Source organism: Streptomyces sp. NRRL F-6492 (assembly GCF_001280125.1).
Classification (GTDB): Bacteria; Actinomycetota; Actinomycetes; order Streptomycetales; family Streptomycetaceae; genus Streptomyces.
The window spans coordinates 85,453-112,089 of sequence record NZ_LGEG01000266.1 but is presented as its reverse complement, the minus strand read 5'-3'; the positions used below and the strand labels follow the sequence as shown (position 1 = coordinate 112,089).

Genomic DNA, 26,637 nt, shown 5'->3' with positions numbered 1-26,637 from the left:
TCACAGTGAAGTCATGACCGATGTGACGTCTTCGAAGAGTGCCCGCCATCCGCACCACTGGCGGCACGACCTGATCGAGCTGGCCGCGCTGTTCACCGCCGTGGTGGTGGCCGACACGATCGCCAAGACCATCGCCAAGGGCCCGGAGGGCCCCTACCTGCTGGTGTTCTCGGCGATCGCGCTGGTCGGCACCGCCACCTTCCACACCTGGTGGGCGCGGAGGCGCAGTCATGCCAGCCATGCCCCGCCCGCCGGTGATCCCGGCGGGCGCCCCGCCGCCGTCCCCGCGGCGCGGCCGGAGCCCGGCGCGGGGACGGACGGGGAGTCCGGCCGGGCGGCCGGGACCTCGCTGTGGCGGATGCGCACCACCGTCGCGGACACCCCGGGCAGCCTCGCCGCCCTGTGCACGGTCCTCGCCCGCCTGGACGTGGACATCCTGACCCTCCAGACCCACCCGCTGGCGGACGGCACGGTCGACGAGTTCCTGCTGCGGGCCCCCGCCGACCTCTCCGCCCAGGAACTGGCCCGCGAGACCGCGGCGGCCGGCGGCCGGGACACCTGGACCGAGCGGGCCGACGCCCACGACCTGGTGGACACGCCCACCCGGGTCCTCGGGCTCGCCACCCGTACGGCGCTCGACGCGGCCGAACTGCCGCTCGCGCTGCGCCAGCTCCTCGGCCGCTGCACCCTCCACTCCGTGCCGGCCGTCTCGCTCACCGGGCGCCCCACCGGTGAACAGCCCCCGGTCGAAGGGGTCCTGGAGGAGACCGTGATGCGGCTGCGCGACCCGCACGGCGGCACGCTCGTCGTGGAGCGCCCCTACCTCCCCTTCACCCCGACCGAGTTCGCCCGGGCGCGCGCCCTGGTCGAGCTGGACGCCCGGCTCGGCCCGCGCCTCCCGCGCGGCCGGGACGTGCTGACCCTGCCCGAGGGCAACGAGATCACCGTCCGCCGCGCCGACCAGCGCGACCTGACGGCCGCGCGGGCCATGCACGACCGCTGCTCGGCCCGCACCCTGGGCCTGCGCTACCACGGCCCGGTCGGCGACGCCGACCGCTACCTCGACCACCTGCTCAGCCCCCGCTTCGGGCGCACCCTCGCCGTGCAGACCGCCTCCGGCCGCCTCGTCGCCCTGGGGCACCTGCTGTGGGACGGGGACGAGACGGAGGTCGCGCTGATGGTCGAGGACGACTGGCAGCGGCGCGGCATCGGGTCCGAACTCCTCGGCCGGCTCGTGGCGATGGCCGAGGAGGCCGGCTGCGACAGCGTGTACGCCGTGACCCAGTCGTCCAACACGGGGATGGTGGCCGCGATGCGGGCGCTCAACCTGCCCCTCGACTACCAGATCGAGGAGGGCACCCTGGTGATCACCGCCCGGCTGGCCCCGGCACGACAGCCGGCCGCCCGGACGCGGCAGCACGAGGGGACCCGGCCGGCGGAGCGCTGAGCGCACGGGTCAGATCGCGCCAGATGTCCTCGACGTCCTCCAGGCCGACCGACATCCGCAGCAGGCGGTCGCTGACGCCCGCCGAGCGCCGGTCCCCCTCGGCCACGATCCGGTGGCTGATGGAGGCCGGGTGCTGGATGAGGGTGTCGACGCTGCCGAGACTGACCGCCGGGGTGATGAGCCGTACCCCGGCGATCACGTCGTGCGGCTCCCCGTACACCTCGAAGGCGATCATCGCGCCGCCGATCCGCGGGTAGTGGACGCGGGCGATCCGGGGGTCGGTGGCGAGCCGCCGGACGAGCTCGGCGGCCGTCGTGGACGCCGCCCGGACCCGTACCGGCAGGGTGGCCAGGCCGCGGAGCAGCAGGTAGCCGGCGAGCGGGTGGAGCACCCCGCCGGTGGCGAAGCGGACCTGCCGGAGGGTGCGGGCGAACTCCTCGTCGCAGGCGACGACCCCGCCCATGACGTCGCCGTGGCCGCCCAGGTACTTGGTCGCGCTGTGCAGCACGATCCGGGCGCCCTGCTCGACCGGCCGCTGGAGGACGGGGGTGGCGAAGGTGTTGTCGACCAGGAGCGGCACGGAGCCGCAGGAGTGGGCGAGGGCCCGGACGTCGGCCTCGGCGAGGGTGGGGTTGGCGGGCGACTCGACCATGACCAGGCCGGTGTCGGGCCGGATCGCGTCCGCGACGCCGGCCGGGTCGGTCCAGGTCACCTCGGTGCCGAGCAGACCGGCGTCGAGGAGGTGGTCGCTGCACCCGTACAGCGGGCGGACCGCGACGACGTGGCGCAGGCCCTGGCTCGCCCGGGCGAGCAGGACGGCGGTCAGGGCCGCCATGCCGCTGGCGAAGGCGACGGCGGACTCGGTGCCCTCCAGGCGGGCGAGGGCCTCCTCGAAGCGGGCGACGGTCGGGTTGTCGAGCCGGGCGTAGACGGGCGGGCCGTCGAGCCGGGCGCCGGTGGTGGCGAACTCGTCGATCCGGGCGGCCTCGGCCCGGGCGTCGTACGAGGGGTAGGTGGTGGACAGGTCGATCGGCGGGGCGTGCAGCCCCAGACCGGCGAGATCCTCGCGGCCCGCGTGCACGGCTTCGGTGGCAAGGGCCCTCGGGGTGACCGAGGGGCCGAGATCCATGGCGTCCATGGCGGCACTGTGAACGGATACCGGCAAGTAGCGCGGAATCGCCGTGCTACGTTCGGCGGATGGCCGATTCCGTCGTACTGGACCCGGTCGATCTGCACATTCTTCGCCTCCTGCAGAACGACGCCCGGACCACTTACCGCGAGCTCGCCGCCGAGGTCGGCGTCGCTCCCTCCACCTGCCTGGACCGGGTGGCCCGGCTGCGGCGCACGGGCGTGATCCTCGGACACCAACTACGTCTGGATCCAGCCAAACTCGGCCGTGGGCTTGAAGCGCTCCTCCTCGTCCAGGTCCGCCCGCACCGGCGGGAACTGATCGGTCCGTTCGTCGACCGGATCCGGGCCCTGCCGGAGTCCCGGGCGCTGTTCCATCTCACCGGGCCCGACGACTACCTGGTGCACGTGGCCGTGGCGGACCCCACCGACCTGCAACGACTCGTCCTGGACGAGTTCACCTCCCGCCGCGAGGTGGCCCGGGTGGAGACCCGGCTGATCTTCCAGCAGTGGGAGTGCGGGCCGCTCCTGCCGCCCTCCGCGGGCCCCTCCTTGTCAGCCGTCTGAGGCCGGACGAGGGTGACGCGGGCCCGCGGGAGAGGCCAGGATGGCCCCCATGCCAGAGATTTCCAGCAGCCCGCTGCCCCGCCAGGTCGCCGACGACCACGTCGACGCACTCATCGCCCTCGACCCGATCGTCGGTACGTATCTGGGAGTCAGGGAGAGCGCCGGACTGCTGCCCGACTTCTCGCCCGCCGGTCAGCGGGCCGTGGCCGACCTCGCCCGCCGCACGCTCGCCCGGCTCGACGGCGCCGAGCGGGCGCCGGGGGCCGACAGCGACGCCGAGCGGCGGTGCGCCCGGCTGCTGCGGGAGCGCCTGACGGCGGAACTGGCCGTGCACGAGGCCGAGGAGGGCCTCTGTACCGTCAGCAACATGCGCTCGCCCGCGCACAGCGTCCGCATCGCCTTCACCGTGATGCCGACGGAGACCGAGGAGGACTGGACGGCGGTGGCGGCCCGGCTGCGTGCGGTGCCGGCCGCCCTGGAGGGCTACCGCTCCTCGCTCGCCCTCGGCCTGGAGCGCAAGCTGTTCGCGGGTCCCCGCCCCACCGCCACCTTCGTCGGACAGCTCACCGAGTGGGCGGGCGGCGGGGGCGAAGGGGCCGGCTGGTTCGAGGAGTTCGCCGCCGCCGGGTCCGACGCGCTCCCCCCGGGGCTCCGCGCCGAGCTGGCGGCGGCGGGGAAGGACGCCACCGCGGCCGTCGGGGCGCTGCGGGACTGGATGCGGGACGTGTACGCCCCGGCCGTCGCCGACGCCCCGGACACGGTGGGCCGCGAGCGCTACCGGCGCTGGTCCCGCTTCTTCAACGGCACCGACCTGGACCTCGACCAGGCCTACGCGTACGGCTGGTCCGAGTACCACCGGCTCCTGGGCGAGATGCGGACCGAGGCCGAGCGGATCCTGCCCGGCGCGGACCCCTGGGAGGTGCTCGCCCACCTGGACGAGCACGGCACCCACATCGAGGGCGTCGACGAGGTCCGGGCCTGGCTCCAGCGGCTCATGGACGAGGCCATCGAGGCGCTCGACGGCACCCACTTCGAACTCGCCGAGCGGGTGCGGCGGGTGGAGTCCCGGATCGCCCCGCCGGGCGGCGCCGCCGCGCCGTACTACACCGGCCCGTCCGAGGACTTCTCGCGTCCCGGCCGCACCTGGCTGCCCGTGGACGGCACGACCCGCTTCCCGGTGTACGACCTGGTGTCGACCTGGTACCACGAGGGCGTGCCGGGCCACCACCTCCAGACCGCGCAGTGGGTGCACGTCGCCGACCGGCTCTCCCGCTACCAGGCGACCATCGGCAAGGTGAGCGCCAACATGGAGGGCTGGGCGCTGTACGCGGAGCGCCTGATGGACGAGCTGGGCTTCCTGCCCGACGCGGAGCGGCGCCTCGGCTACCTCGACGCCCAGATGATGCGCGCGTGCCGGGTCATCGTGGACATCGGCATGCACCTGGGCCTGGAGATCCCGGCGGACTCCCCCTTCCGGCCGGGCGAGCGGTGGACCCCGGAGCTGGCCCAGGAGTTCTTCCAGCTGCACAGCAGCCGCCCGCCGGCCTTCGTGGAGAGCGAGATGACCCGCTACCTGTCGGTGCCGGGCCAGGCGATCGGCTACAAGCTGGGCGAGCGCGCCTGGCTGATCGGCCGCGCCAACGCGCGGGCGGCGCACGGCGAGGCGTTCGACGCGAAGGCCTGGCACATGGCGGCCCTCTCGCAGGGGCCGCTCGGCCTGGACGACCTGGTGGACGAGATCTCACGGCTCTGAGGCCCGCCGCGGGACCGATCCCCGGCCGTTCGTCTGACCGGCCGGGGATTTCCCTTGATCGGCGGGGGTCCTCCCTGCTATTCCTCCCCCATGACCACCGCTTACACGCCGGACGCCACCGACTGGCGCATCCTCGAAGCCCTCCAGTCCGAGGGCCGCGCCAGCTTCGCCGAACTCGCGCGCGCCGTGTCGATGTCGCCGTCCGCGGTGACCGACCGGGTGCGGCGCCTGGAGGAGGCCGGGGTGATCACCGGGTACACGGCGCTCGTCGACCAGGACCGGCTCGGGCTCACCGTCCTCGCCTTCGTGCGGCTGCGCTATCCGCACGGCAACTACAAGCCGTTCCACGACCTGCTCGACACCACGCCGGAGGTCCTGGAGGCGCACCACGTCACCGGGGACGACTGCTTCGTCCTGAAGGTCGCGGCGCGCTCCATGAGGGACCTGGAGACGATCACCGGGAAGATCTCCGGGCTCGGCTCGGTGACGACCAGCGTCGTCTACTCCTCGCCGCTGCCCCGGCGTTCCCTCAGCCGCTGAGGGCGTCCCCGCCGGTGCGCAGCCGCACCGCCGAGCCGTGCCGCGCCTTGACGACCTCCAGCTGGGCCGGGATCCGGCGGCGCAGGTCGCCGACGTGGCTGACGATGCCGACGCTGCGGTCCCGCTCGCGCAGCGAGTCGAGGACGTCGAGGACCTCGTCGAGGGTCTGCTCGTCGAGGCTGCCGAAGCCCTCGTCGATGAAGAGGGTGTCGAGCCGGACGCCGCCCGCCTCGTCCGTGACCACGTCGGCGAGGCCGAGGGCGAGGGCGAGGGAGGCGAAGAAGGTCTCGCCGCCGGAGAGCGTGGCCGTGTCGCGCTCGTTGCCGGTCCAGGCGTCGACGACGTGCAGGCCCAGTCCGGCCCGCTTGGAGCCGGAGCGGGCGTCGGAGTGGACGAGGGTGTAGCGGCCGGAGGACATCCGCCGGAGCCGGGCGGTCGCGGCGGCCGCGACCTGTTCGAGCCGGGCGGCCAGGACGTACGACTCCAGGCGCATCCGGCGCTCGTTCTCGGCGGAGGTGCCGGCGGTGAGGGCGGCGAGGCGGGCCACCCGCTCGTACTCCTGGCGGAGCGGCCCCAGGCGGTGGACCTCGGCGGTGGCCTGCCGGGAGAGTCCGGTGAGGCCGGCGGCCCGTTCGCGGGCGGCGGCGAGGGCGGAGTCGGCCTCGCGCAGGGCGCGTTCGGCCGCCGTGTGGGCGGCTCCCGCGGCGGCGGGGTCGGCGGGCGGGAGCGCGGCGGCGGCCGCGGTGCCCGGTTCGGCGAGCCGGTCCGCGACGACGGCCTCCTCGGCCTGCCAGGCGTCCAGGCGCTCCCGGAGGTCGCGGCGGGCGGCGGCGGCCAGGAACGCGTCGGCGGCCTCGTCGGGGGTGGCGAAGCCCTCCTCGTAGGCGGCGTCGGCGAGGCGGGCGTCGGCCTCCTTGAGGCGCCGGTCGGCGAGTTCGGCGGAGCTCACGGTGCCGGCGGCGTCGGCGAGGAGGGCGATCCGCCGCTCCAGGCGGTCGGCGTGTTCGGCCACGGTGGCGAACGCGCCGCGGCCCCGGACGATCTCCTCGTCGAGCGCGGCCCGCTCCTGGTCGAGCGCCTCGCGCCGCGAGGTCCGGGCGGCGACCCGCCGCTCGGCCTCCCGCTGCGCGGCCACCCGCTCCTCGTGCTCCCGCTCGGCCGCGGCGAGCGCCTGGCGCGCGGCGTGGGCCTGTCCGGCGAGCGCGTGGGCCTCGGCGTGGAGCCGGGCCGACTCCTCGACCTCCCGGGCGAGTTCCTCGACGGTGGGATCGCCGGAGGGGTCCTCGGCGGCCGTGTCGTCGTCCGGTCCGGTCCGGACCTCGGCGCGGGCGGCGGTCCAGGACTCGCGGGTGACGGCCAGTTCGCGTTCGGCGGCCGTGCGGGCCTCCTCGGCGTCGGTGTAGGCCGTGTAGGCGGCCTCCTCGGTGGCGCGGTCGACGTGGCCTGCGGTGGTGCGGGCGGGGGCCGGGTGGTCGGCGGATCCGCAGACCTGGCAGGGGGCGCCCGCCTCCAGGCCGGCCGCGAGTTCGGCGGCGATGCCCTCCAGGCGGCGGGACTTGACGTCGAGCCAGGTCTCGTGGGCGTCGTTCCGCCGCTCGCGGGCCCGCACGAGTCGGCTCTCGGCCGCCTCGGCGCCCCGGGCGAGGGCGTCGCGGCGGCGGGCCGCGGCGAGCCGGCGGCGGGCGGGCTCCAGGCGCCCCGCGAGGTGTTCGGCGCGGGCGACGGCGTCCCGGGCGGCCTCGGCGTGCCCGGTGAGCCGGGCGCGGCGCGGCTCCCAGCCGGCGAGCCAGTCGGCCGCGTCCCGCAGGGCGTCCTCGTCGGCGCGCGCCTCCCGTGCCAGTACGGCCCGTTCCGCGGTGACGGCGGCGGCGCGGTGCTCGGCGCGACGGGCCGCTTCGAGGCCGCCGAGCTCCTCGCGCAGCCGGTTCCCCAGGGCGGAGAGCTGTTCGGTGCCGGCGTCGGCGAGGTCGGACGGCAGCTGGGCGCGGGAGCGGGCGAGGGCGGACAGGGCGGTGGCGTGCTCGCGTTCGGCGTCCCGGCGCAGGGCCAGGGCGGGGGCGACCCGGTCGGCCCGGAGGCCGCGGTCGAGGGCGGCCCGGAGGCGGTCGCGCTCGGGGGCCCGCCCGGCGATCAGCTCGCGGCGCCGGAGGGCGTCGGCGTGGCGGGCCTGGCGGGCGGCGAGGTCCCGCTCGGCGTCGAGGGCGGCGCGCGCGCCGGTCCGCCGGAGTTCGGCGGCGGCGAGCCGGGCGTCCGCGATGTCGAGGGTCTCCCGGGCCTCGGTGCGGGCGACGGCGGCCCAGGTGAGGACGGACGCGGCGAGTCCGGGTTCGCCGGGCCGGCCCTCGACCGGGGTGCGGGCCGCGTCGAGGCCGCCGGCGGCCTGGGCCATGCGGTGGGCGAGGGCGAGCAGCCGCTCGTCCCCCTCCCGCACCCGCTGTTCGGCCACGCGGCGCAGGTCGGCCAGGCGTTCCTCGACGGCGGCGAAGCGGCGGGTGTCGAAGAGGCGGCCGAGGAGCCTGCCCCGGGCCTCGGCGTCGGCGCGCAGGAAGCGGGCGAAGTCGCCCTGCGGGAGGAGGACGACCTGGCAGAACTGCTCGCGGCTCATGCCGAGGAGCTGGGTGATCTCCTCGCCGATCTCCTGGTGGGAGCGGCTGAGGCCGTTCCAGGCGCCGGTGGCGGGGTCGTACTCGCGCAGCCAGGTCTGGGCCTTCTCGGTGGTGAAGCCGCCGCCGCGCTTCTTGGGCCGCTGCTGGGCCGGGCGGCGGGTGATCTCCAACCGCCTCTCCCCCACGGTCAGTTCGAGGAGGACCTCGGTGTACGTGCCGACGGGGGCGTGGTCGCTGCGCAGGGAGGCGCCGGGGGTCTGGCGGACGCCGGGCACGCTTCCGTAGAGGGCGAAGCAGACGGCGTCGAGGACGGAGGTCTTGCCCGCGCCGGTCGGCCCGTGGAGCAGGAAGAGTCCGGCGGAGGACAGGGCGTCGAAGTCGACGGTCTGCGGGGCGCCGAACGGGCCGAACGCGGTGATCTCCAGGCGGTGCAGCCTCACCGGTCCACCTCGCGCGCGGCGGTGTCGACCCGTACGTGGTCGAAGGCGCCGTACAGGACGGCCCGTTCCGCTCCGTCGAGCGCCGCGCCGCCGCGCACGTGGGCCACGAAGTCCTCCGCGATCTGCTGGTCGCTGCGGTCCCGGAGCCGCCGGGCGTAGGAGGCGCCGGGGTCGTCCTCGGTCCGCTCGGGGTCGAAGACCAGGTTCAGGGTGTGCGGGAAGCGTTCCGCGAGCCGGTTCATGGGGTCGGCGGGCCGTACGGGGTCGGTGAGGGCGGCCTCGACCCAGGACCGCTCGTGGGGGGCGAGCGCGGGGTCCGCGAGGAGGTCGTCGAGCCGGCCCCGGAGCCGGGCGAGGGGGCGCGGGACGGGGCAGTCGAGGCGTGCCGCGGCCAGGTCGGCGCCGTCGGGGCCCGCCGGGCCGAGGTCGACGAGCCACATGGTCTTGCGGTGGTCGGCCTCGGAGAAGGAGTAGGCGAGCGGGGAGCCGGAGTAGCGCACCCGGGGGGTGAGGGTCTGGCTGCCGTGGAGGTGGCCGAGGGCGACGTAGTCGACGCCGTCGAAGATCCCGGCGGGGACGGCGGAGACGCCGCCGACGGTGATGTCCCGCTCGCTGTCGCTGGGCGCGCCGCCGGCGACGAAGGCGTGGGCGACGACGACGGAGCGGGTGGCGGCGGGCCGGCCGGCGAGGTCGGCGCGGACCCGGTCCATGGCGGCGGTGAGGACGGCCTCGTGGCCGGCCTTCCCGGCGCCGAGCCGCTCGCGGACGAGGGCGGGTTCGAGGTAGGGCAGGCCGTAGAGGGCGACGTCGCCGTGGGCGTCGGCGAGGACGACGGGGGTGCCGATGCCGTCGGGGTCGGTGCGCAGGTGGATGCCGGCCCGTTCGATGAGCCCGGCGCCGACACCGAGGCGGCGGGCCGAGTCGTGGTTGCCGGAGATCATGAGGGTGGGTACCCCGGCCTCGGCGAGCCGGTGCAGGGCGGTGTCGAAGAGCTCGACGGCGGGCAGCGGGGGCACGGCCCGGTCGTAGACGTCCCCGGCGACGAGGACGGCGTCGACCCGGTGCTCGCGGACGGTGGCCACGAGGTGGTCGAGGAACGCGGCCTGGGCGCCGAGGAGCCCGACGCGGTGGAAGGACCGGCCGAGGTGCCAGTCCGAGGTGTGCAGGAGCCTCACGTCGCCGTCCCACCCCGCATGTGTGCCGTCCCTCCCCCACCGGTCCCGCCCGGTTCCCGTTCGTGTGCGCCCACCACGCTATCCCGAGCGGGGGTGTGGGCGTGGCCCGTCCGGGTGAGGGGCCGCCGGGCGCGCCTCACGCGTCGCCGTACGCCCGGCCGCCGGGCGCGCCTCACGCGTCGCCGTACGCCTCGCCGCCGAGTTCGAGGGCGGCCGTGCCCGCCGTGGCGTCGGCGAGCCAGGCGCGGAAGGCGGGGACGTCGGCGTCCGGGAGGCCGATCTCGATCGTGACGGCGTCGGCGTAGCGCACGTCCCGGACGGCGCGGCCCGTCGCCCGCAGGTCGTTCTCCAGCTTTCCGGCGCGCTGGTGGTCGACGGTGACGGTGGCGAGCCGGAAGCGCCGCCGGGTCACGGTGCCGAGCGCGTCGAGGGCCTCGCCGACCACGCCTCCGTACGCGCGGATCAGGCCGCCCGCGCCGAGCTTCACGCCGCCGTAGTAGCGGGTGACGACGGCGGCGACGTACCGCGTCTCGCGGCGCAGCAGCATCTGGAGCATGGGGACGCCGGCGGTGCCGCCGGGTTCGCCGTCGTCGCTGGCCCTCTGCACGGAGGCGTCGGCGCCGAGGACGTACGCGAAGCAGTTGTGGGTCGCCGTGGGGTGTTCGCGGCGGATCCTCGCCACGAACTCCTGCGCCTCGTGCTCGTCGGCGACGGGCGCGAGCGCGCAGAGGAAGCGCGAGCGGTTGATCTCGGTCTCGTGGACGCCCTCGCGGGCGAGGGTGCGGTACTGCTCCTGCATTCCGCCAGCGTACTTTTCCGGGTGCGGGAAGGTTCGGGCGGTGTCGTGGGTTCGTACGGGGGAAGAGCGCGTACGGACCACGTACGGACAGAGAGAAGGCGGGCGGCAGGGATGAGCGGCGACACCACGACCAGCGAGGCGACCGGACGCTCCGAGGAGGAGGTCGTCCGCCGGATCCTGACCGGCACGGGTGACACCTGGGCCGTCGTCGGCCTCTCCTCGAACCGCGAGCGGGCGGCGTACGGGGTGGCGGCCGTGCTCCAGCGGTTCGGGAAGCGGATCGTTCCCGTCCACCCGAAGGCGGAGACGGTGCACGGCGAGCCGGGGTACGCCTCGCTGGCCGACGTCCCCTTCCCCGTCGACGTGGTCGACGTCTTCGTCAACAGCGAGCTGGCCGGCGAGGTCGCCGACCGGGCGGTGGCGATCGGCGCGAAGGCGGTGTGGTTCCAGCTCGGCGTCGTCGACGCGGCCGCGTACGCCCGTACGACGGAGGCCGGCCTCGACATGGTCATGGACCGCTGCCCCGCCATCGAGATCCCGCGCCTGGGCTGACCTCCCCGGCTCAGGGGGCGGCCGGGAGGCCCAGGCCCTCCAGGACGGCGACGTTCGGGAGCTGGGCCAGGGCCTTGCCCGGGAGGATGAGCTTGCCCCGGCGCCGGCCGCTGCCGACGAGCACCCACGGGACGTCGAGCAGCGCCGCGTCCACGAGGAGCGGCCAGGCGGCGGGGAGGCCGACGGGGGTGATGCCGCCGTACTCCATGCCGCTCTCGCCGGTGGCCGTGTCCATCGGGGCGAACGAGGCCTTGCGGGCGCCGAGGTGACGGCGCACCACCCCGTTGACGTCGACGCGGGTGGCGGAGCCGACGACGCAGGCGGCGAGGGTCGTTTCGCCGCCCCGCTTCGCCGCCACGACCACGCAGTTCGCGGAGGCGTCGAGGAGGTCGGCGCCGTGGTGCTCGACGAAGACGGCGGTGTCGGCGATGGCCGGGTCGGTGTCGACGTAGAGCACCTGGTCGGCCGGGACGGGGCCGGTCCAGGCGCGGACGGCGGCGGCGACGGGGCCGGTCAGGAGGTCGAGACCGTCCGGGGCGGGCCGGGCGTCGGTGAAGTCTCCGATGGGTGCGCGCATGCCCGTCACGCTAACAACCGGCGCGGGACGGGCGGGGCGCCGTCTCGGAGTACGGTCCCGGAGCTCGCGAACGGGTTCGTCAGGACGCCGCCGTGCCCGCCTGTTCGACCTCCCACGCGGCGAGCGCCGCGAGCTGTTCGGGGGTGACGTCCTCCGGGATCGGGACGGGGGCGGGGGTGCGGAGCGGGGGCTGCCAGCCGTTCTCCGGGTCCCAGCCGCGGACCACCCTCGCCGGGGCGCCGGCCACGACCGAGTGGTCGGGGACCTCGCCGCGCACCACCGCGCCCGCCGCGACGACCACGTTCCGGCCGAGGCGCGCGCCGGGGAGGATCACGGCGCCCGTGCCGAGCCAGCAGCCGGGGCCTATGGAGACCGGTGCCGAGCGGGGCCACTGGCGGCCGACCGGCTCGTCCGGGTCGTCGTAGCTGTGGTTCGTCGAGGTGATGTAGACGTACGGGCCGCAGTACGTGTCCGAGCCGATCGTCACCTTCGCGTCGGCGATGACGTGGCTGCCCCGGCCGAGGACGACGCCGTCGCCGAGGGACAGGACCGTCTCCGTCCCGAGGTCGAGGTCCGGCAGCATCCCGGCCGTCAGCGTGACCTGCTCGGCGATGATGCAGCACGCGCCGATCTCGATCCACCGCTCGCCGAAGACCGTGCCCTGCGGGAAGGCGAGCCGGGTGCCCTCGCCGAGCCGGCGGAAGCGCAGCCTCCCCTGGTGCTCGGCGGTGACGGCGCCGGCCTGCTGCACCCAGCGCCAGCCGCCCTGGAGGGCGTGCGCGACGATCCGGCGCCGCAGGGCGGCGAGGGACGAGAACGTGTTTCTGTTCCTGGGCACCCGGCCACGGTAGTCGGCGCCGTCGCGACCGATCACCGCCGTGCGCTGTGATGTCCGTCATGGGCACGGCATAGGGTGCGGCGCGGGGGCACCCCCGGGCGCGACACGACGGCTGACGATCAGGAGCGAAGAACCATGACAGAGGCGTTGATCAAGGGCGTGGGCGGCAAGGAGCCGCGGATCGACCCGACGGCCTTCACCGCCCCGACCTCGGTGGTCCTCGGCGAGGTCACCCTCGGCGCCCGCGCGAGCGTCTGGTACCACGCGGTGCTGCGGGCGGACTGCGGCCCCGTCGACATCGGCGAGGACTCCAACGTCCAGGACAACTGCACGGTCCACGTCGACCCCGGCTTCCCCGTCTCGATCGGGGCCCGGGTGACCATCGGCCACAACGCCACCGTGCACGGCTGCGTCATCGAGGACGACGTGCTCGTCGGCATGGGCGCCACGGTGCTCAACGGGGCCCGGATCGGCGCCGGGTCGCTCGTCGCCGCCCAGGCGCTCGTCCCCCAGGGCATGGAGGTCCCGCCCGGCTCGCTGGTCGCGGGCGTCCCCGCGAAGGTGCGCCGTCCGCTGACCGAGGAGGAGCGGGCGGGCATCCGGCTCAACGCCGAGATGTACCTGCACCTCGCCAAGGGCCACGCGGAGGCCTTCGAGGACTGAGCGGCTCCCGCACGGGAACGGGAAGGAGGGCGGCGCCCCGGCCGGGGTGCCGCCCTCCTCGCCGTACGGGGACGGGATCAGTCCGCCAGGGCCGGCTCCGGCTCGGCGGGCGCGGCGGCGGCCCGCTCCGCGGCCGCCTTCTTGGCGCGGTTCCTGATGACGAGCATCGAGGTGAGGCCGATCAGGACGGCCAGGACGAGGCCGAGCCAGGAGAAGCGCTTCAGCCACGCCTCGGCGACGACGCCGACCGAGTAGACGACGGCCGTGGTGCCGCCGGCCCACAGGATGCCGCCGAAGACGTTGGCGACGAGGAACTTCCAGTACGGCATGTGCAGCACGCCCGCGAGCGGACCGGCGAAGATGCGCAGGAGGGCGACGAAGCGGCCGAAGAAGACCGCCCACATGCCCCACTTCTGGAAGGAGCTCTCCGCGAGTCCGACGTTGGCCTCGCTGAAGTGCTTCGGGAACTTCTTCCCCAGCCAGGCGAGCAGCGGTCTGCCGCCCTTGCGGCCGATGGCGTAGCCGATCGAGTCCCCGATGATCGCGCCGGCGGTGGCGCAGGCGCCCAGCACGTACGGATTGATGTCGCCGTGCTGCGAGGCGAGCAGCGCCGAGCTGACGAGGACGATCTCGCCGGGCAGCGGGATGCCCAGGCTCTCCAGGCCGATCACCACCCCCACGAGGAGGTAGACGGCGATCGGCGGGATCGTCTCCAGCCACTCCTGGACGTGCAACGCGGCTTCCTCCCGTTTCGGCTCCCCTGTCGCGCCCGGCCCGTGGTCGGGGGCCGTGGCGCCGTCGTGCGCCTCGGCGGGCACGCCGGGGCAGCCTACCGGTCGGGACGGGCGGACCTCGACGCCGAGGGCGGGGCCGGTCCGCTCCCGGCCTCGCGGCGGGCGCCGGGAAGGCGTCCGCCCCCGCACCGGAAGGGGTACGGGGGCGGGGGCGCGGTGTCCCGGGCCGGGTCAGGCGTTCGGGCGCAGGGTCCAGACGACGGTCATCTCGCCGGTGACGGCGCCGTCCTCGCGGGTGATGTCGATCCGCACCGGGAACTCCGGGCGCTGTCCGGCGTCGAGCTCGGCGACGACCTCGGCGGCGGGGCGGCCCAGGGTGGCGGTGGCCGTGACGACGCCCATGGCCAGCTTCTTGTAGCCGATCTCGGCCCTGACGGCGAGCGGGACCGCGCGGCTCAGCTGGTCGCCGAAGGCGGCGAGCACGATGGCGCCGCTGGCGGACTCGGCCAGGGTGAACATCGCTCCGGCGTGCGGGCCGCCGACGTGGTTGTGGTAGGCGGGCTGGTCCGGCAGGCGCACGACGGCGCGCTCGGCGGTGGTCTCCAGGAACTCCAGGTTCAGGGTCCCGGCCATGGGAACCGTGGCGGCGAGCATCTCGCCGACGGTCATCTGGTCTGCGCTCATGGAGCGTGATGTTACTCGCGGGTAGATGTCTTGGCCATCCCCCGCGCGCCCGTCGCGGTCTCCCGGGACCGGGGGCGGGCGTGGTCGGACGGCCCCCGCACCTCTATGGTTACTGGCCATGTGGCCAGGACAGCAGCCGCCCGGGGGCGAGCAGAACCCGCAGGACCAGAGTCAGAACCCCTACCAGCAGCCGGGGTACCAGCAGCCGAACCCGTACCAGCAGCCGCCGGCCCAGCCCGGGTACCCGCAGCAGCCGCCGACGCAGCCGGGTCATCCGCAGCAGCAGCCGGGGTACGGCCAGCAGCCGCCGGCCCCGCCGGGGTACCCGCAGCAGGGGTACGGCCCGCAGCCGGGGCAGCCGAACCCGTACCAGCAGCCGACCGTGCCGCAGCAGTACGGGGTCCCGGGTCCGGGACAGCCGGGCGGTCCGGGCGGTGGTGGCGGCGGGAAGGGGACGACCGTCGTGGCGGTCGTCGCCGCGACCGCCGTGGTCGTCGCGGCCGGTGTCACCGGCTTCCTGGTGCTGAACAAGGACGACGACAAGACGCCGGCCGTCGCCGACCCGAAGCCGTCCGCGACGGCCACCGCCTCCGTGGACCCGTCGGCGGCCCCCGAGCCGAGCCAGTCGTCCGGGCTCGACAACCCGCGCGACGACGCCGCGCGGCAGCCGACGATCCCCGGCTGGAAGGTCGTCCACAACCCGAAGTACGGCACCCTCTTCGACGTGCCGCCGGAGTGGGACGTGTCGAAGCCCGGGACGATCAGCTTCCTGGAGGACGAGAAGAAGGGCGACGGCAGCCCGCTCGTCACGATGTCCGGGCCCACGCACCTCAAGGGCAAGTGGTGCACCTACGACACGAACAAGGACGGCAGCGAGGAGTCCTGGAGCCTGGCGTCGGCCGGCACCAAGGGCGGCCAGGGCGCCAAGAGCACGGGCGAGGCCGCGTACAACGAGGCCGGCACCTGGGTCTGGGGCGGCTACGCGCAGCACATGCCGCAGAAGACCATCAAGATCACCAAGGCCGTGCCGTACACGACGAAGTCCGGTCTCGCCGGCAGCCTGTCGACGGCCACGGCCCCCGGCGTCAAGAAGCGCAACAAGTGCGAGTCGGACGGCAAGGCGATCGCCTTCACCTTCAAGAACGCGAAGAACGACTTCTCGACCTGGGTCCTCAACGCGGCCGACGGCGTCGCCGACGAGCTGCCGGACGCCACGATCCGGCAGATCCTCTCCACGGTCCGGCTCGCGGAGGACTCCTGACGGCCGGGGACGCCCGACCGACCTGAGCTTCCGACCGCCACGGCCACCGGGGCCGCCGTCCCGGTGGCCCGGCGGCGCAGCGCCTCAGCGTCCCGACGGCTCACCGTCCTGTGCCACGATCCGTCCGGATACCGGTTTGGCACTTCGGGCGGGTGACGGGGATAGTCCCGGGGTGACATCACCCGCCGGCTCCCCCGACTCACCCGCCTCCCTCTCCCCCTCCCCCGCTCCGTCCCGCTCCCGCCGGCCCGAGTGGGCCGGTCGCAACTACCTCCTGCTGACCGCCGCCACGGTCGTGACCAACCTCGGCACGCACGGCGCCCTGATCGCCACCACCTGGGCGGTCTTCGACTCCGGCGGCGACGCGGGCGACGTGGGCCTCGTGGCGATGGCGCGCTTCCTGCCGCTCGTCCTCTTCCTGCTCATCGGCGGCGCCGTCGCCGACCGGCTGCCCCGGCACCGGGTGATGGTCGCCGCCAACGTCCTCAACTGCGTCTCGCAGGCCGTCTTCGCCGCCCTCGTCCTCTCCGGCGGGGCCCGGATCTGGCAGATGATGGTGCTCACCGCGCTCTGCGGCACCGGCCAGGCCTTCTTCAACCCGGCGGCCGAGGGCATGCTCATGGCCACCGTCAGCGGGGAGCAGGCGAGCCGGGCGTTCGCCGTCTTCCGGATGGCGATGCACGGCGCCTCCATCGGCGGCGCCGCGCTCGGCGGCGCGCTCGTCGCGTTCGTCGGACCGGGCTGGGTCCTGGTGGTCGACGCCGTCGCCTTCGCCGTAGCGGGCGGGATGCGCGCCTTCCTCGACGTGCGGGGCGTCCCCGAGCGCGCCCCCGGCGGCGGGCTCTTCTCCGACCTGCGGGAGGGCTGGCAGGAGTTCACCGGCCGGCCCTGGCTGTGGTCGATCGTCGCCCAGTTCTCCGTGGTGGTGGGCCTCATCGGCGCGGTCGAGGCGGTGTACGGGCCGCTGGTCGCCCGGGAGGAGCTGGGCGGCGCGCGCCCCTGGGGCTTCGCGCTCGCCGCGTTCGGGGCGGGAACGGTGGCGGGCGCCGTCCTGATGACCCGGTGGAAACCGCGCCGGATGCTGTTCGTCGGGACGCTGTGCGTCTTCCCGATCGCGCTGCCCTCGGCGGCGCTCGCGGTGCCGCTGCCCGCGGGCGGTCTGACGGCCGCGATGTTCGTGAGCGGCGTGGCGATCGAGGTCTTCGGCGTCTCGTGGATGACGACGATGCACCAGGAGATCCCCGAGGAGAAGCTGTCCCGGGTCTCCGCCTACGACTGGTTCGGCTCGACGGCCCTGCTGCCGCTGACGACGGCGCTCACGGGCCCGGCGGAGGGCGCGTTCGGCCGGAGCGGGGCGCTGTGGGGCGCGGCGGCGCTGATGGTGCTCGTCACCGCCCTCGTCCTGCTGGTGCCGGACGTACGGAACCTGACGCGGCGCCCGCACGCGCCCGCGCACCCGCCGGCCGGTCCCACCGGAAAGGAGCCGGGAGCCGTACCGGGCCCCCGCTCAGCCGATGCCGAAGGCGCCGTCCGGGGGAACGGGTGACGGTACGGCCCCGGCGTCCCCGACGGGTTCCGCGTCCCCGGTGAACCGGGCGAGCGCGTCCCCGTGCTCCACGCGCGCGGGGAACGCGTCGGCCGCGGCCCGGCGCGCGAGGCGGGCGGTGTCGAGCGCGCGGGCGGAGGCGACCAGGACGGCGTTCCCGAAGCGGCGGCCGCGCAGGACGGACGGTTCGGCGACGAGCGCGAGCTCGGGGAAGACGGCGGCGAAGGTGGCGAGCTGGGAGCGGAGGAAGGCGAAGGGGGCGCCGTCGGCCAGGTTGGCGGCGTAGACGCCGCCGGGCCGCAGGACGCGCCCGACCTCGCGCGCGTACTCGACGGAGGTGAGGTGGGCGGGGACGCGCGAGCCGCCGAAGACGTCGCCGACGATCAGGTCGGCCGAGGCGGCGGGGGCCGCCTCCAGCCAGCGCCGGGCGTCCGCGCCGTGCACGGTGACCCCCGAGCCCGCGGGCAGCGGCAGGTGCTCCGCGACCAGGGCGAGCAGGCCGCGGTCCGCCTCCACGACGTCCTGGCGCGAACCGGGCCGGGTGGCGGCGACGTAGCGGGGCAGGGAGAGCGCCCCGCCGCCGAGGTGCAGGACGTCCAGCGGTTCGCCCTCGCCGGCCGCGCCGTCGACGACGTGGGCGAGCCGGCGCGCGTACTCGAACTCCAGGTACGCCGGGTCGTCGAGGTCGACGTACGACTGGGGCGCGCCGTCGACCGTCAGGAGCCAGGCCCGCTCCCGGTCCACGTCGGGCAGGAGGCGCGCGGTGCCCTGGTCGACCTCGCGGAGGACGGGGATGTGCTCGTTCACGGTCCCATTGTGACGGGGGGCGGGGTGAGGTTCTTGAGGGCCTCCCGCACGGAGAGGGGCGAGAGCCGGGACCCGTGGGCGGTGACGAAGGCGCGGACCTCGGCGGGGGCGGTCTTGGCGTACTCGCGCAGGCTCCAGCCGATCGCCTTGCGGACGAAGAAGTCGGGGTGGTCGGCGCGGCGCAGGCAGTGGGCGAAGAGGCGGTCCGCGTCGGTGTCCTCCTGGTAGCGGAGCTGGTGGAGGAGGGCGGCGCGCACGACCCACAGGTCCTCGTCCTCGATCCAGGCGTCCGTCTCGGGGGCGAGGGCGGGGTCGGCGGCGACCAGACCGCCGACGACGTGGGCGGCGAGGTGGTCGACCGTGTCCCACCAGGAGACGGTGGTGACGAGGCGGCGGGCGACGGGCAGGAAGCCGGAGGAGCAGCGGCGCACGTGGCGGCGGAGGTAGTCGACGGCGAAGTAGTGGTACTCGCGCTCGGGCAGCGCGAAGCAGCGCAGGGCGATCGCGGCGCAGTCGTCCTCGTCGGGGCGCGGGGTGCCGTCGAGGACGGTGCGGGACAGGGCCCGGCGCTCGGGCGTCCGCACCCCGAGGAAGGGCGCGACGCCCTTCATGTACGCGACCATCTCCTGCGCCCGGAAGGGGTTCCCGGCGGCAGGATAGAGGGTGGTGAGCCGTTCGAGGACGGTGTCGGCGAGAGCGCTGTCGGGGACTCCCCCGGGGACGGGATCGGCCGTCGGGGGCTTCTCGGTCGGGGCTCCCCCGGACGCGGGATCGGCCGTCGGGGGCTTCTCGGTCGGGGCTCCCCCGGACGCGGAGTCGGCCGCCGGAAGCCTCTCGGTCGGGGCTCCCCCGGACTTGGGGTCGGCCGCCGGAAGCCTGCCGGTCGGGGCTCCCCCTGACGCGGGGTCGGTCGTCATGGGGCCTCTCCATACCGGCGCGTTCCGGAACCCGGTCCGGACGGACATGACGCACATTACGGCGCTCCTACACCCGTGTCCGTTACTCTCCCCGAATGCTCGCTCCCGTGCCCCGGCCGCCGGGCTCCCTCGCCGTCCGCTGTTCCCGGGCCCTCCTCGCTCCCCGTTCACGGCTCTCGCTGCTCGCGCTGCTGCTGCTCACGGCGGCCACCCTCGTGGTGCTGTACGAGCCGCAGCGCCTGCTGGCCTCGGGCTGGCCGCCGCGGACGAGCGGCACGGGCGCGGTGCTGCTCTTCGCCCTGGCGTACGGGGTGTGCACGGCGGCCTTCGTGCCGCGCCCGGTCCTGAACCTGGCGGCGGGCGCGCTCTTCGGCTCGGCCGCCGGTCTGACGGGGGCGGTCGCGGGGACGGTGCTGGGCGCCGGGATCTCGTTCACCCTCGGCCGGTACCTGGGACAGGACGCGCTGCGGCCGCTGCTGCGGGGCCGCCTGCTGACGGCGGCGGACGGGCAGCTGAGCCGGCACGGGTTCCGGTCGATGCTGGCGATCCGGCTGTTCCCCGGGGTGCCGTTCGCGGCGGCCAACTACTGCGCGGCGGTCTCCCGGATGACGTACGTGCCGTTCCTCCTGGCGACGGGGATCGGAACGGTCCCGAACACGGCGGCGTACGTGGTGGCGGGCGCCCAGGCCGGTTCGCCGGATTCGCCGGCCTTCCTCTTCTCGGCGGGCTTCATCGTCCTGTCGGGGCTCGGCGCCGCGGTGGTGGCCTGGCGCAAGCGGCACGGCCTGCGGGCCCCGGCCCCCGTACGGGACGACACGCCGGAACCGGAGCTGGTGGGCAGCGCCCGCTGAGGCCCGCCGACGACGTCCCGGAAGGTAGGGCGTGCGCTACTTCGTGTACATGCCGTGTCCGGTGATTCTTCACCTCCGAGCGGTACGCTGCGCACGACCTTCTGACCACACACGTACATAACGGGACGGCCCTGGCCCCATGAGTTGGTTCGAATCGTTCATCCTGGGACTCGTCCAGGGGCTGACGGAGTTCCTCCCCATCTCCTCCAGCGCGCACCTCCGCCTCACGGCGGCGTTCGCGGGCTGGCACGACCCGGGCGCGGCGTTCACCGCGATCACCCAGATCGGCACGGAGACCGCGGTCCTGATCTACTTCCGCAAGGACATCGCCCGGATCGTCTCGGCCTGGTTCCGCTCCCTCACCGACAAGTCGATGCGGTCCGACCACGACGCCCAGATGGGCTGGCTGGTGATCGTCGGCTCGATCCCGATCGGCGTCCTCGGCATCACGCTCAAGGACCAGATCGAGGGCCCCTTCCGGGATCTGCGGCTCATCGCCACCACCCTGATCGTCATGGGCGTCGTCCTGGGCGTCGCGGACCGGCTGGCCGCCCGGGACGAGATCGGCGGCCGCCACCGGGCGATCCGCGAACGCAAGACGCTCAAGGACCTCAACGTGCGGGACGGCCTGATCTACGGCGTCTGCCAGGCGATGGCCCTGATCCCCGGCGTCTCCCGCTCGGGCGCGACGATCTCCGGCGGCCTGCTCATGGGCTACACCCGCGAGGCGGCGGCCCGCTACTCCTTCCTCCTCGCGATCCCGGCGGTCCTCGCCTCGGGCGCGTACGAACTGAAGGACGCGGGCGAGGGACACGTCTCCTGGGGCCCGACGATCTTCGCGACGATCATCGCCTTCGTCGTCGGATACGCCGTCATCGCGTGGTTCATGCGCTTCATCACCACCAAGAGCTTCATGCCCTTCGTGATCTACCGGATCCTGCTCGGCATCCTGCTGTTCGTCCTGGTCGGCACGGACGCCCTGAGCCCGCACGCGGGCGAGTCGGCCGGCTGACGGCCTCCCGTCCTCCTCCCGCCCCCGCCCGGTCGCGGGGCGGCACACCGTCCCGCGACCGGGCGGGGGCGCGTGGAGACACGGGTCACGCCGTACGGGGCCGGTTCCGTCAGTCCCGCCCCGTAGGCTTGTGCTCATGTCCGAGACCCCTGAGCCCACCGTCCAGGTCGCCGATCCCGCCGTCATCAACTGCCGGATCCGCGCCCTGCTGGGCCGTGGCGAGCTCACCGGGGCGGAACGCGAGGAGTACGCCCGGCTGCTGCTGGAGTGGGAGGCGGCGGTGCGCGCCGAGCAGGAGCTCGCGGCGTAGGACCTCGGCGCGGCGAGCCCGCCGTTCCTGTCGCCGTCAGGACGCCTGGGCCAGGGACTCCCGTACGACGCGCTCGCACAGTTCGTGGGTCAGCAGGGCGTCGCGGGCGCTGAGCACCCGGCCCTCGCGCACCGCGTCGAGGAAGGCGAGCACCGCCTGCTCGATGCCGCGCTGCCGGGCCACGGGCACCCAGTCGCCGCGCCGGCGGACGGTCGGCTGGCCCTTGTGGTCGACGACGTCGGAGAGGTTGAGGACCTGGCGCTTGGTGTCCCGGCCCGAGACCTCCAGGATCTCCTCGGTGGAGCCGTTCATCCGGTTCATCATGCCGATGGCGGTGAACCCGTCGCCGGAGAGCTGGAGCACCACGTGGTGCATGAGCCCGTCGCGGACCCGGGCCCGCACGTCGACGTGCTCGGTCTCGCCGGGCAGGAGGAAGCGCAGGGTGTCGACGACGTGGATGAAGTCGTCGAGGACCAGCGTGCGGGGGTCCTCGGGCAGGCCGATCCGGTTCTTCTGGAGCAGGATCAGGTCGCGCGGGTGGTCGAGGCACTGGGCGTAACTCGGCGCGAGGCGCCGGTTGAAGCCGACCGCGAGGGAGACCGAGCGCTTCTCCGCGAGCTCCACGATCCGCTCGGAGTCGGCGTACTCGTAGGCGAGGGGCTTGTCGACGTACGTGGGGACGCCGGCCTCGACGAGCCGCTCGGCGATCTCGGCGTGCGCGGCGGTCGACGCGTGCACGAAGGCCGCGTCGAGCCCGGCGGAGAGCAGCCCGTCGAGGGTGGTGTGGCACCGGCCGGCGGGCAGGTGCAGGGTGTCGGCGATCCGCTCCAGGGTGGCGGGGGTGCGGGTCTGCAGGTGCAGTTCGACCCCGGGGAGGGTGGCGAGGACGGGAAGGTAGGCCTTCTGCGCGATGTCGCCGAGTCCGATGCAGCCAACCTTCACGGGGGTCTCCCTTGTCGTCGTTCGCCGGCCCCGCTCGTACGGGCCGTTCGCGCCGGTCAGCTTACGCGGGGCGGGTGGGGCCGCCGGGCGGCGATGCCGCCGAAGCCTCCGCGGGACGGATCCGGGGCCGGGCGGGAGGCCGCGCCGACGAGGGCCGGGGGCGGGCGCGAACCGAACCCGATCCGAACAGGGCCGAATCCGGTGGCACCGCCCTCCGGTCATGGGGAACGATGCCCCGCATGACCACCGAACAGATCGACACCACCCCGCGCGTCTCCCCGTCCACCACCTCGGGCGAGCGCGAAGCCCTGGAGCAGTGGCTCGACTTCCACCGCGCGACCCTCGCGAGGAAGTGCGAGGGGCTCGACGACGCCCAGCTCCGCACCCCCTCCGCCCCGCCGTCGGACCTCAACCTGCTCGGTCTCGTCCGGCACATGGCCCAGGTCGAGCGCGGCTGGTTCCGCCGCACCCTGGGCGGCGAGGAGACCGAGTGGATCTACTCGACGGAGGAGGACCGCGACCGGGACATCCGCACCCGGGAGGGGGACACCTACGAGGAGGCCTTCGCCACCTGGCAGGCCGAGATCGCCCACGCCCGCGCCCTGGCGGCGACCCGCGACCTCGACGACCTGGGCTCCGGCGAGCACCACAGCGGGACGCCGTTCAACCTCCGCTGGATCTACCTCCACATGATCGAGGAGTACGCCCGCCACAACGGCCACGCGGACCTGCTCCGGGAGCGGATCGACGGCGCGACCGGCGACTGAGCCACCCGGCCGGTCGGCCGCCCGGCCGCCCCGCGGGGTCAAGGCCGGGCCCCCGCCGGCTCACCCGTGCGGGGCATTCCCCGCCGGTAGGGGCGCGAAGATCGCCGCCGGAGCAGCAGAGTGGCGCGGGTGCATGGAACCCGAACCACAGCGAAGATCCTGTTAGGGGCGGCGATGGCCGCCCTGACCGGCTGCGTCTCGGTGGACGCGCCGACGGTGGCGCCCCTCCCCGCTCCGGCGGCGGAGCCCGTACGGCCCGGGAAGGACGTCGCGCCGCAGATCGTCGACGGACCGGCCCGCGAGGCCCTCGAAGCGGCGCTCCCCGCTCCCCCGCCGTCCGCCGCGCCCCGCGCGACCCCCACGGCCGAGCGGGGCCGGAGGGCGGCGGCCCCGCCGCTCCCGGAGGCCCCGCGCCCCGGCGTCGTACCGCGGCAGCGGGAACGCCCGCGTGCGTCGGCCGGCCCGGACCTGTTCGTACCGGACCCGTCGGGACCGGCCGCGCCGGCCGGTCCGGCCGTACCGACCGGGTCGCTCCGGCCGGGGGGCCTGCCGGGGGACCCGCCGCTCTCCCCGTCCGACGTCTGCGCGCTGGGCGAGCGGTACGGGGGCTGGAGCCCCGGCGGCGGCCGGTCGGGGATCTGCCCCGGATCCTGAGCCGGTGAGCCGGGGTACGCGGGCGGCGCGGCGGCCCGTCACTCCCCGCGCAGCCGCAGCTCCAGGCGCTCGATCGCGGCCCGCACCCCGTTCCCGTAGCCGTCGTCGTCGAGACGGGCCGACGCCGCGCGGGCCCGGTCGAGATGGGTGCGCGCGGCGTCGGGCCGGTGGAGCTTGACGTAGTCGGCGGCCAGGTTGAGGTGGAGCGAGGGGTACAGCGCCCGGACCGCGGCCGACGCGTCGTGCGCGGCGAGCCGCTCGTCCGTGAGGTCCTCGGCCGCGCTCAGCGCCCGCAGGTCCCAGGCCAGCTCGGTGTCGGGGTCGTCCTGGGTGTCCGCCATGTAGTGCGCGAGGGTGCAGCGGTGCAGGGGGTCCCCGTCCGGGCCGATCTGCTGCCACAGCAGCCCGAAGCGGTTGCGGGCCTCCTCGCGGTCGCCGCCGTGGAGCAGCATCAGGGCCTGCCCGATCCTGGTCATGACCCCGTCGTCCGACACCTGCTGCTGCTCGGTCACCGCGACCTCCACAAGATCACCACTGGGAGGGCCGACGCTAGCCGCACCCGGACCGGATCGGGCCGAGGCTCAGCCGAGGTCCGGGATGCGCCAGTCGATCGGCTCGTGGCCCTGGGCCGCCACGGCCTCGTCGATCTGGGTGAAGGGGTGCGATCCGAAGAACTTCTTCGCCGAGAGGGGCGAGGGGTGGGCGCCCTTCACCACCACGTGCCGCTCCTCGTCGATGAGCGGCAGCTTCTTCTGCGCGTAGTTGCCCCACAGGACGAAGACGGCCGGGTCGGGGCGCGAGGCGACGGCGGTGATCACGGCGTCCGTGAACTTCTCCCAGCCCTTGCCCTTGTGCGAGTTCGCCTCGCCGGAGCGGACGGTCAGCACCGCGTTGAGCAGGAGGACGCCCTGCCGGGCCCACGGCATCAGATAGCCGTTGTCCGGGATCGGCAGGCCGAGCTCGGCGTTCATCTCCTTGTAGATGTTCCGCAGGGAGGGCGGGGTCTTCACGCCGGGGCGGACCGAGAAGCAGAGGCCGTGGCCCTGGCCCTCGCCGTGGTAGGGGTCCTGACCGAGGATCAGGACCTTGACCTTGTCGTACGGGGTGGCGTCGAGGGCGGCGAACACCTCGTCCTTCGGGGGGAAGACCGGTCCCTTGGCGCGCTCCTCCTCGACGAACTCGGTGAGCTGGGCGAAGTACGGCTTCTGCAGCTCCTCGCCGAGAACACCCCGCCAGGACTCGGGCAGCATGCTGGTGTCGGTCACGGTCAACAACCTCCGGTGGACGTTCCTGTCTACGCCCCAGAACCTACCGGGGGCCACTGACAGTGGCCCCCGGTAGGTCTTCTCCCCGCCGGTGTCCGCTACCAGCTGGCCCGGCGGTGCAGCTCCCACAGCTGCATGACCGTCTGCGGGTCGAGGGCGCGCTCGCCGCCGCCGATGTCCTCGCGGGCCGCGATGTAGAGCTTGCCCTGCCACAGGGGCAGCAGCCGGACGTCCTGGACCATGATCTCCTGGGCCGCCACGAACTCGTCCGTGACGGTCCCGCGGTCGCTCTGGCGGCGGGACTTCGGGAGGAGCTCGTCGGTGATCCGGGGGCTCAGGTAGGGCGTGCCGAGGACGTTCTCCTTGCCCACGAAGGGGGCGACGAAGTTGTCCGGGTCCGGGAAGTCGGGGAACCAGCCGCGGCCGAAGACCGGGTACTCGCCCTTCTGGTAGGCCGCCTGGAACTCCGTCCAGGGCTTGCCGTTCAGGGTGACCTCGAAGAGCCCGGACTCCTCCAGCTGCCGCTTGAGCTCCTTGAACTCGGCGGCCGTCGAGGAGCCGTAGCGGTCCGTGGTGTACCAGAAGGTCAGCTTGACGGGCTCGTCGACGCCGGCCTCGCGGAGGATCTTGGTGGCCTTCTCGACGCTCGGCGTGCCGAAGCGGTCGAAGAACTTGGTGGTGTGGGTGGCGATGCCCTTGGGCACCATGGAGTACAGGGGTTCGGCGGTGCCCTGGTAGACCCTGTTGACCAGTTCGTCGCGGTCGACGAGCTGGGCGATGGCCTTGCGGACGGGGAGCTTGGCGACCGAGGGGTCCTGGGTGTTGAAGACGAGGTAGCGGATGTCGGCGCCGGTCGACTCGACGAGCTGGAGGCCCGCGTTCTCGGGCTTGTCGTCCTGGAGGGAGATGACCTCCTCGGCGGTGAGGCCGCGGTAGGTGGCGTCGATCTCCTTCTTGCGGAGCGCCGCGACCATCGCCTCGGACTCCTTGAAGTACTTGATGGTCACCCCCCCGTTCTTGAGGTGCGCGAAGCCCTTGTACGTCGGGTTCTTCGTCAGCTCCGCCGACTCGCCCTCGGTGTACCCGTCGAGGACGTACGGTCCCGAGCCGCTGACCTTGCCGTCCTTCGAGCGGAGCCGGTCGGCCGGGTAGTCGGCCGGGTCCACGATGGACATGGCGGGGGTGGCGAGGACGAACGGGAAGGTGGCGTCCGGCTTGTTGAGGCGGAAGACGATCGTGCGGTCGCCGACGGTCTCGATCTTGTCGAGGGAGCCGAGCATGCCGTTGGGGCCGCCCTTGTGGTCGATCGTGCGGATCCGCTCGATCGAGTACTGCACGGCCTTGGCGTCCAGCTTGTGCCCGTTGGAGAACGTGAGGCCGTCGATGAGCTTGCACTCGAAGACCCGGCTGGCGGTGTCCGTGAACTTGCAGTCGGCGGCGTCCGACTGCGGCGTCGTGCTGCCCGTGGGGAAGCTCACCAGGGTCTGGAAGACATTCCGGAAGAGCTCCCAGGCATTGTCCCAGGACGCGGCTGGATCAAGCGTGGAGGGAGAACTCGTCGTGCCGATCACGAGCCTCTGATCCCCGGGGGATTCGCTGTCCGAAAAGACACCGCATCCGGTCACCAGGGATATGGACACAAGGGCTGCAGCCGCCTGCAGACTGGTCCGGTTGAACACGTGCACGCTCCTCGTTCAGCCATGGGTCGGCCGACGATACCGCAGCACCCCGTCAGGTCAATGTTCGAGTCTGACGGGGCACTTGAGGCATTCGATGCAGAACCGGGCTCAATCCGGACACGA

At 74.3% G+C, this 26,637-nt stretch carries 27 protein-coding genes; 13 read left to right on the top strand and 14 right to left on the bottom strand.

Translation table 11 applies throughout. The features are described from left to right. Positions 1-13: 13 nt before the first annotated feature. On the top strand, positions 14-1,447 hold the full coding sequence (locus tag ADL08_RS31645) for a GNAT family N-acetyltransferase (protein WP_053649091.1): 1,434 nt from the start codon (positions 14-16) through the stop codon (positions 1,445-1,447). On the opposite strand, the gene ADL08_RS31640 is transcribed toward ADL08_RS31645, so the two are convergent. Next, positions 1,368-2,585: a trans-sulfuration enzyme family protein gene (locus ADL08_RS31640; RefSeq protein WP_053649089.1), complete on the bottom strand. Its 1,218-nt coding sequence runs from the start codon at positions 2,583-2,585 to the stop codon at positions 1,368-1,370. The genes ADL08_RS31645 and ADL08_RS31640 overlap by 80 nt on opposite strands. A gap of 59 nt (positions 2,586-2,644) precedes the next feature. On the opposite strand from ADL08_RS31640, the gene ADL08_RS31635 reads away from it, so the two are divergent. The 3 genes from ADL08_RS31635 (at position 2,645) to ADL08_RS31625 (ending at position 5,435) form a co-directional block, all read left to right on the top strand. Next, a complete protein-coding gene (locus ADL08_RS31635) occupies positions 2,645-3,142 on the top strand; it encodes an Lrp/AsnC family transcriptional regulator (RefSeq protein ID WP_053649087.1) in 498 nt (165 codons plus the stop codon). A 49-nt stretch (positions 3,143-3,191) separates the two neighbouring features. Then, positions 3,192-4,895 carry a DUF885 domain-containing protein gene (locus ADL08_RS31630; RefSeq protein ID WP_199837131.1) on the top strand — a complete coding sequence of 568 codons (1,704 nt, stop codon included), beginning with the start codon at positions 3,192-3,194 and terminating at the stop codon, positions 4,893-4,895. Positions 4,896-4,985: 90 nt separating this feature from the next. Beyond that, complete coding sequence (locus tag ADL08_RS31625) at positions 4,986-5,435, top strand: Lrp/AsnC family transcriptional regulator (RefSeq protein WP_053649083.1); 450 nt, start codon at positions 4,986-4,988, stop codon at positions 5,433-5,435. On the opposite strand, the gene ADL08_RS31620 is transcribed toward ADL08_RS31625, so the two are convergent. The 3 genes from ADL08_RS31620 to ADL08_RS31610 form a co-directional block, all read right to left on the bottom strand. After that, the gene (locus tag ADL08_RS31620; protein WP_053649082.1) at positions 5,425-8,481 is read right to left on the bottom strand and encodes an AAA family ATPase; all 3,057 of its coding nucleotides are present in this window, start codon (positions 8,479-8,481) and stop codon (positions 5,425-5,427) included. The two genes, ADL08_RS31625 and ADL08_RS31620, sit on opposite strands and share 11 nt — an antisense overlap. Beyond that, positions 8,478-9,656, bottom strand: coding sequence for an exonuclease SbcCD subunit D (locus ADL08_RS31615; protein WP_053649080.1), 1,179 nt, complete (start codon positions 9,654-9,656; stop codon positions 8,478-8,480). Before ADL08_RS31615 ends, ADL08_RS31620 begins: the two co-directional genes overlap by 4 nt. Positions 9,657-9,828: 172 nt before the next feature. Beyond that, positions 9,829-10,455: a YigZ family protein gene (locus tag ADL08_RS31610; protein WP_053649078.1), complete on the bottom strand. Its 627-nt coding sequence runs from the start codon at positions 10,453-10,455 to the stop codon at positions 9,829-9,831. A gap of 111 nt (positions 10,456-10,566) precedes the next feature. Here ADL08_RS31610 and ADL08_RS31605 point away from each other — a divergent pair, with 111 nt between their 5' ends. Next, positions 10,567-11,007, top strand: a complete 441-nt coding sequence (locus ADL08_RS31605; RefSeq protein ID WP_053649075.1) for a CoA-binding protein — start codon at positions 10,567-10,569, stop codon at positions 11,005-11,007. A gap of 10 nt (positions 11,008-11,017) precedes the next feature. Here the strand turns inward: ADL08_RS31605 and ADL08_RS31600 are convergent, their stop codons facing one another. Together ADL08_RS31600 and ADL08_RS31595 are read right to left on the bottom strand one after the other, a co-directional pair. Then, positions 11,018-11,584, bottom strand: a complete 567-nt coding sequence (locus tag ADL08_RS31600; RefSeq protein ID WP_053649073.1) for a YbaK/EbsC family protein — start codon at positions 11,582-11,584, stop codon at positions 11,018-11,020. 79 nt (positions 11,585-11,663) lie between these two features. Further along, on the bottom strand, positions 11,664-12,422 hold the full coding sequence (locus ADL08_RS31595) for an acyltransferase (RefSeq protein ID WP_053649105.1): 759 nt from the start codon (positions 12,420-12,422) through the stop codon (positions 11,664-11,666). Positions 12,423-12,557: 135 nt separating this feature from the next. Here ADL08_RS31595 and ADL08_RS31590 point away from each other — a divergent pair, with 135 nt between their 5' ends. After that, entirely contained in the window at positions 12,558-13,085 is a 528-nt protein-coding gene (locus ADL08_RS31590; protein WP_053649071.1) for a gamma carbonic anhydrase family protein, read from the top strand. A 77-nt stretch (positions 13,086-13,162) separates the two neighbouring features. Here ADL08_RS31590 and ADL08_RS31585 read toward each other — a convergent pair whose 3' ends face one another. Both ADL08_RS31585 and ADL08_RS31580 read right to left on the bottom strand, forming a co-directional pair. Then, a complete protein-coding gene (locus tag ADL08_RS31585) occupies positions 13,163-13,819 on the bottom strand; it encodes a DedA family protein (protein WP_053649069.1) in 657 nt (218 codons plus the stop codon). 231 nt (positions 13,820-14,050) lie between these two features. Continuing rightward, positions 14,051-14,488, bottom strand: coding sequence for a DUF4442 domain-containing protein (locus ADL08_RS31580; protein WP_053649067.1), 438 nt, complete (start codon positions 14,486-14,488; stop codon positions 14,051-14,053). Positions 14,489-14,621: 133 nt separating this feature from the next. On the opposite strand from ADL08_RS31580, the gene ADL08_RS31575 reads away from it, so the two are divergent. Further along, positions 14,622-15,764 carry a hypothetical protein gene (locus ADL08_RS31575; protein WP_053649065.1) on the top strand — a complete coding sequence of 381 codons (1,143 nt, stop codon included), beginning with the start codon at positions 14,622-14,624 and terminating at the stop codon, positions 15,762-15,764. Between the two features lie 172 nt (positions 15,765-15,936). Next, positions 15,937-17,310, top strand: a complete 1,374-nt coding sequence (locus ADL08_RS31570; protein WP_053649063.1) for an MFS transporter — start codon at positions 15,937-15,939, stop codon at positions 17,308-17,310. Here ADL08_RS31570 and ADL08_RS31565 read toward each other — a convergent pair. Beyond that, entirely contained in the window at positions 17,272-18,117 is an 846-nt protein-coding gene (locus ADL08_RS31565) for a spermidine synthase (protein ID WP_053649061.1), read from the bottom strand. The genes ADL08_RS31570 and ADL08_RS31565 overlap by 39 nt on opposite strands. Continuing rightward, positions 18,114-19,034: a DNA alkylation repair protein gene (locus ADL08_RS31560; RefSeq protein ID WP_078968222.1), complete on the bottom strand. Its 921-nt coding sequence runs from the start codon at positions 19,032-19,034 to the stop codon at positions 18,114-18,116. The genes ADL08_RS31565 and ADL08_RS31560 overlap by 4 nt, the downstream gene beginning before the upstream one ends. Before the next feature lie 95 nt (positions 19,035-19,129). On the opposite strand from ADL08_RS31560, the gene ADL08_RS31555 reads away from it, so the two are divergent. From ADL08_RS31555 to ADL08_RS37745, 3 genes are all read left to right on the top strand, one after another. Beyond that, positions 19,130-19,885 (top strand): TVP38/TMEM64 family protein, encoded by a 756-nt coding sequence (locus ADL08_RS31555; protein WP_053649057.1) that lies wholly within the window; start codon positions 19,130-19,132, stop codon positions 19,883-19,885. 139 nt (positions 19,886-20,024) lie between these two features. Next, on the top strand, positions 20,025-20,897 hold the full coding sequence (locus ADL08_RS31550; RefSeq protein ID WP_053649055.1) for an undecaprenyl-diphosphate phosphatase: 873 nt from the start codon (positions 20,025-20,027) through the stop codon (positions 20,895-20,897). 136 nt (positions 20,898-21,033) lie between these two features. Then, entirely contained in the window at positions 21,034-21,207 is a 174-nt protein-coding gene (locus tag ADL08_RS37745) for a hypothetical protein (RefSeq protein WP_199837130.1), read from the top strand. 36 nt (positions 21,208-21,243) lie between these two features. On the opposite strand, the gene ADL08_RS31540 is transcribed toward ADL08_RS37745, so the two are convergent. Continuing rightward, positions 21,244-22,149 (bottom strand): Gfo/Idh/MocA family protein, encoded by a 906-nt coding sequence (locus tag ADL08_RS31540; protein WP_053649051.1) that lies wholly within the window; start codon positions 22,147-22,149, stop codon positions 21,244-21,246. 230 nt (positions 22,150-22,379) lie between these two features. On the opposite strand from ADL08_RS31540, the gene ADL08_RS31535 reads away from it, so the two are divergent. After that, positions 22,380-22,916, top strand: coding sequence for a DinB family protein (locus tag ADL08_RS31535; RefSeq protein WP_053649049.1), 537 nt, complete (start codon positions 22,380-22,382; stop codon positions 22,914-22,916). A gap of 174 nt (positions 22,917-23,090) precedes the next feature. Then, positions 23,091-23,570, top strand: a complete 480-nt coding sequence (locus tag ADL08_RS31530; protein ID WP_063885392.1) for a hypothetical protein — start codon at positions 23,091-23,093, stop codon at positions 23,568-23,570. Positions 23,571-23,608: 38 nt separating this feature from the next. Here ADL08_RS31530 and ADL08_RS31525 read toward each other — a convergent pair whose 3' ends face one another. From ADL08_RS31525 to ADL08_RS31515, 3 genes are all read right to left on the bottom strand, one after another. Beyond that, complete coding sequence (locus ADL08_RS31525; protein WP_053649103.1) at positions 23,609-24,082, bottom strand: hypothetical protein; 474 nt, start codon at positions 24,080-24,082, stop codon at positions 23,609-23,611. Between the two features lie 69 nt (positions 24,083-24,151). Beyond that, entirely contained in the window at positions 24,152-24,835 is a 684-nt protein-coding gene (gene ung, locus ADL08_RS31520) for a uracil-DNA glycosylase (protein ID WP_053649101.1), read from the bottom strand. 98 nt (positions 24,836-24,933) lie between these two features. Continuing rightward, entirely contained in the window at positions 24,934-26,514 is a 1,581-nt protein-coding gene (locus tag ADL08_RS31515) for an ABC transporter substrate-binding protein (RefSeq protein WP_053649044.1), read from the bottom strand. Between the last annotated feature and the right edge of the window lie 123 nt (positions 26,515-26,637).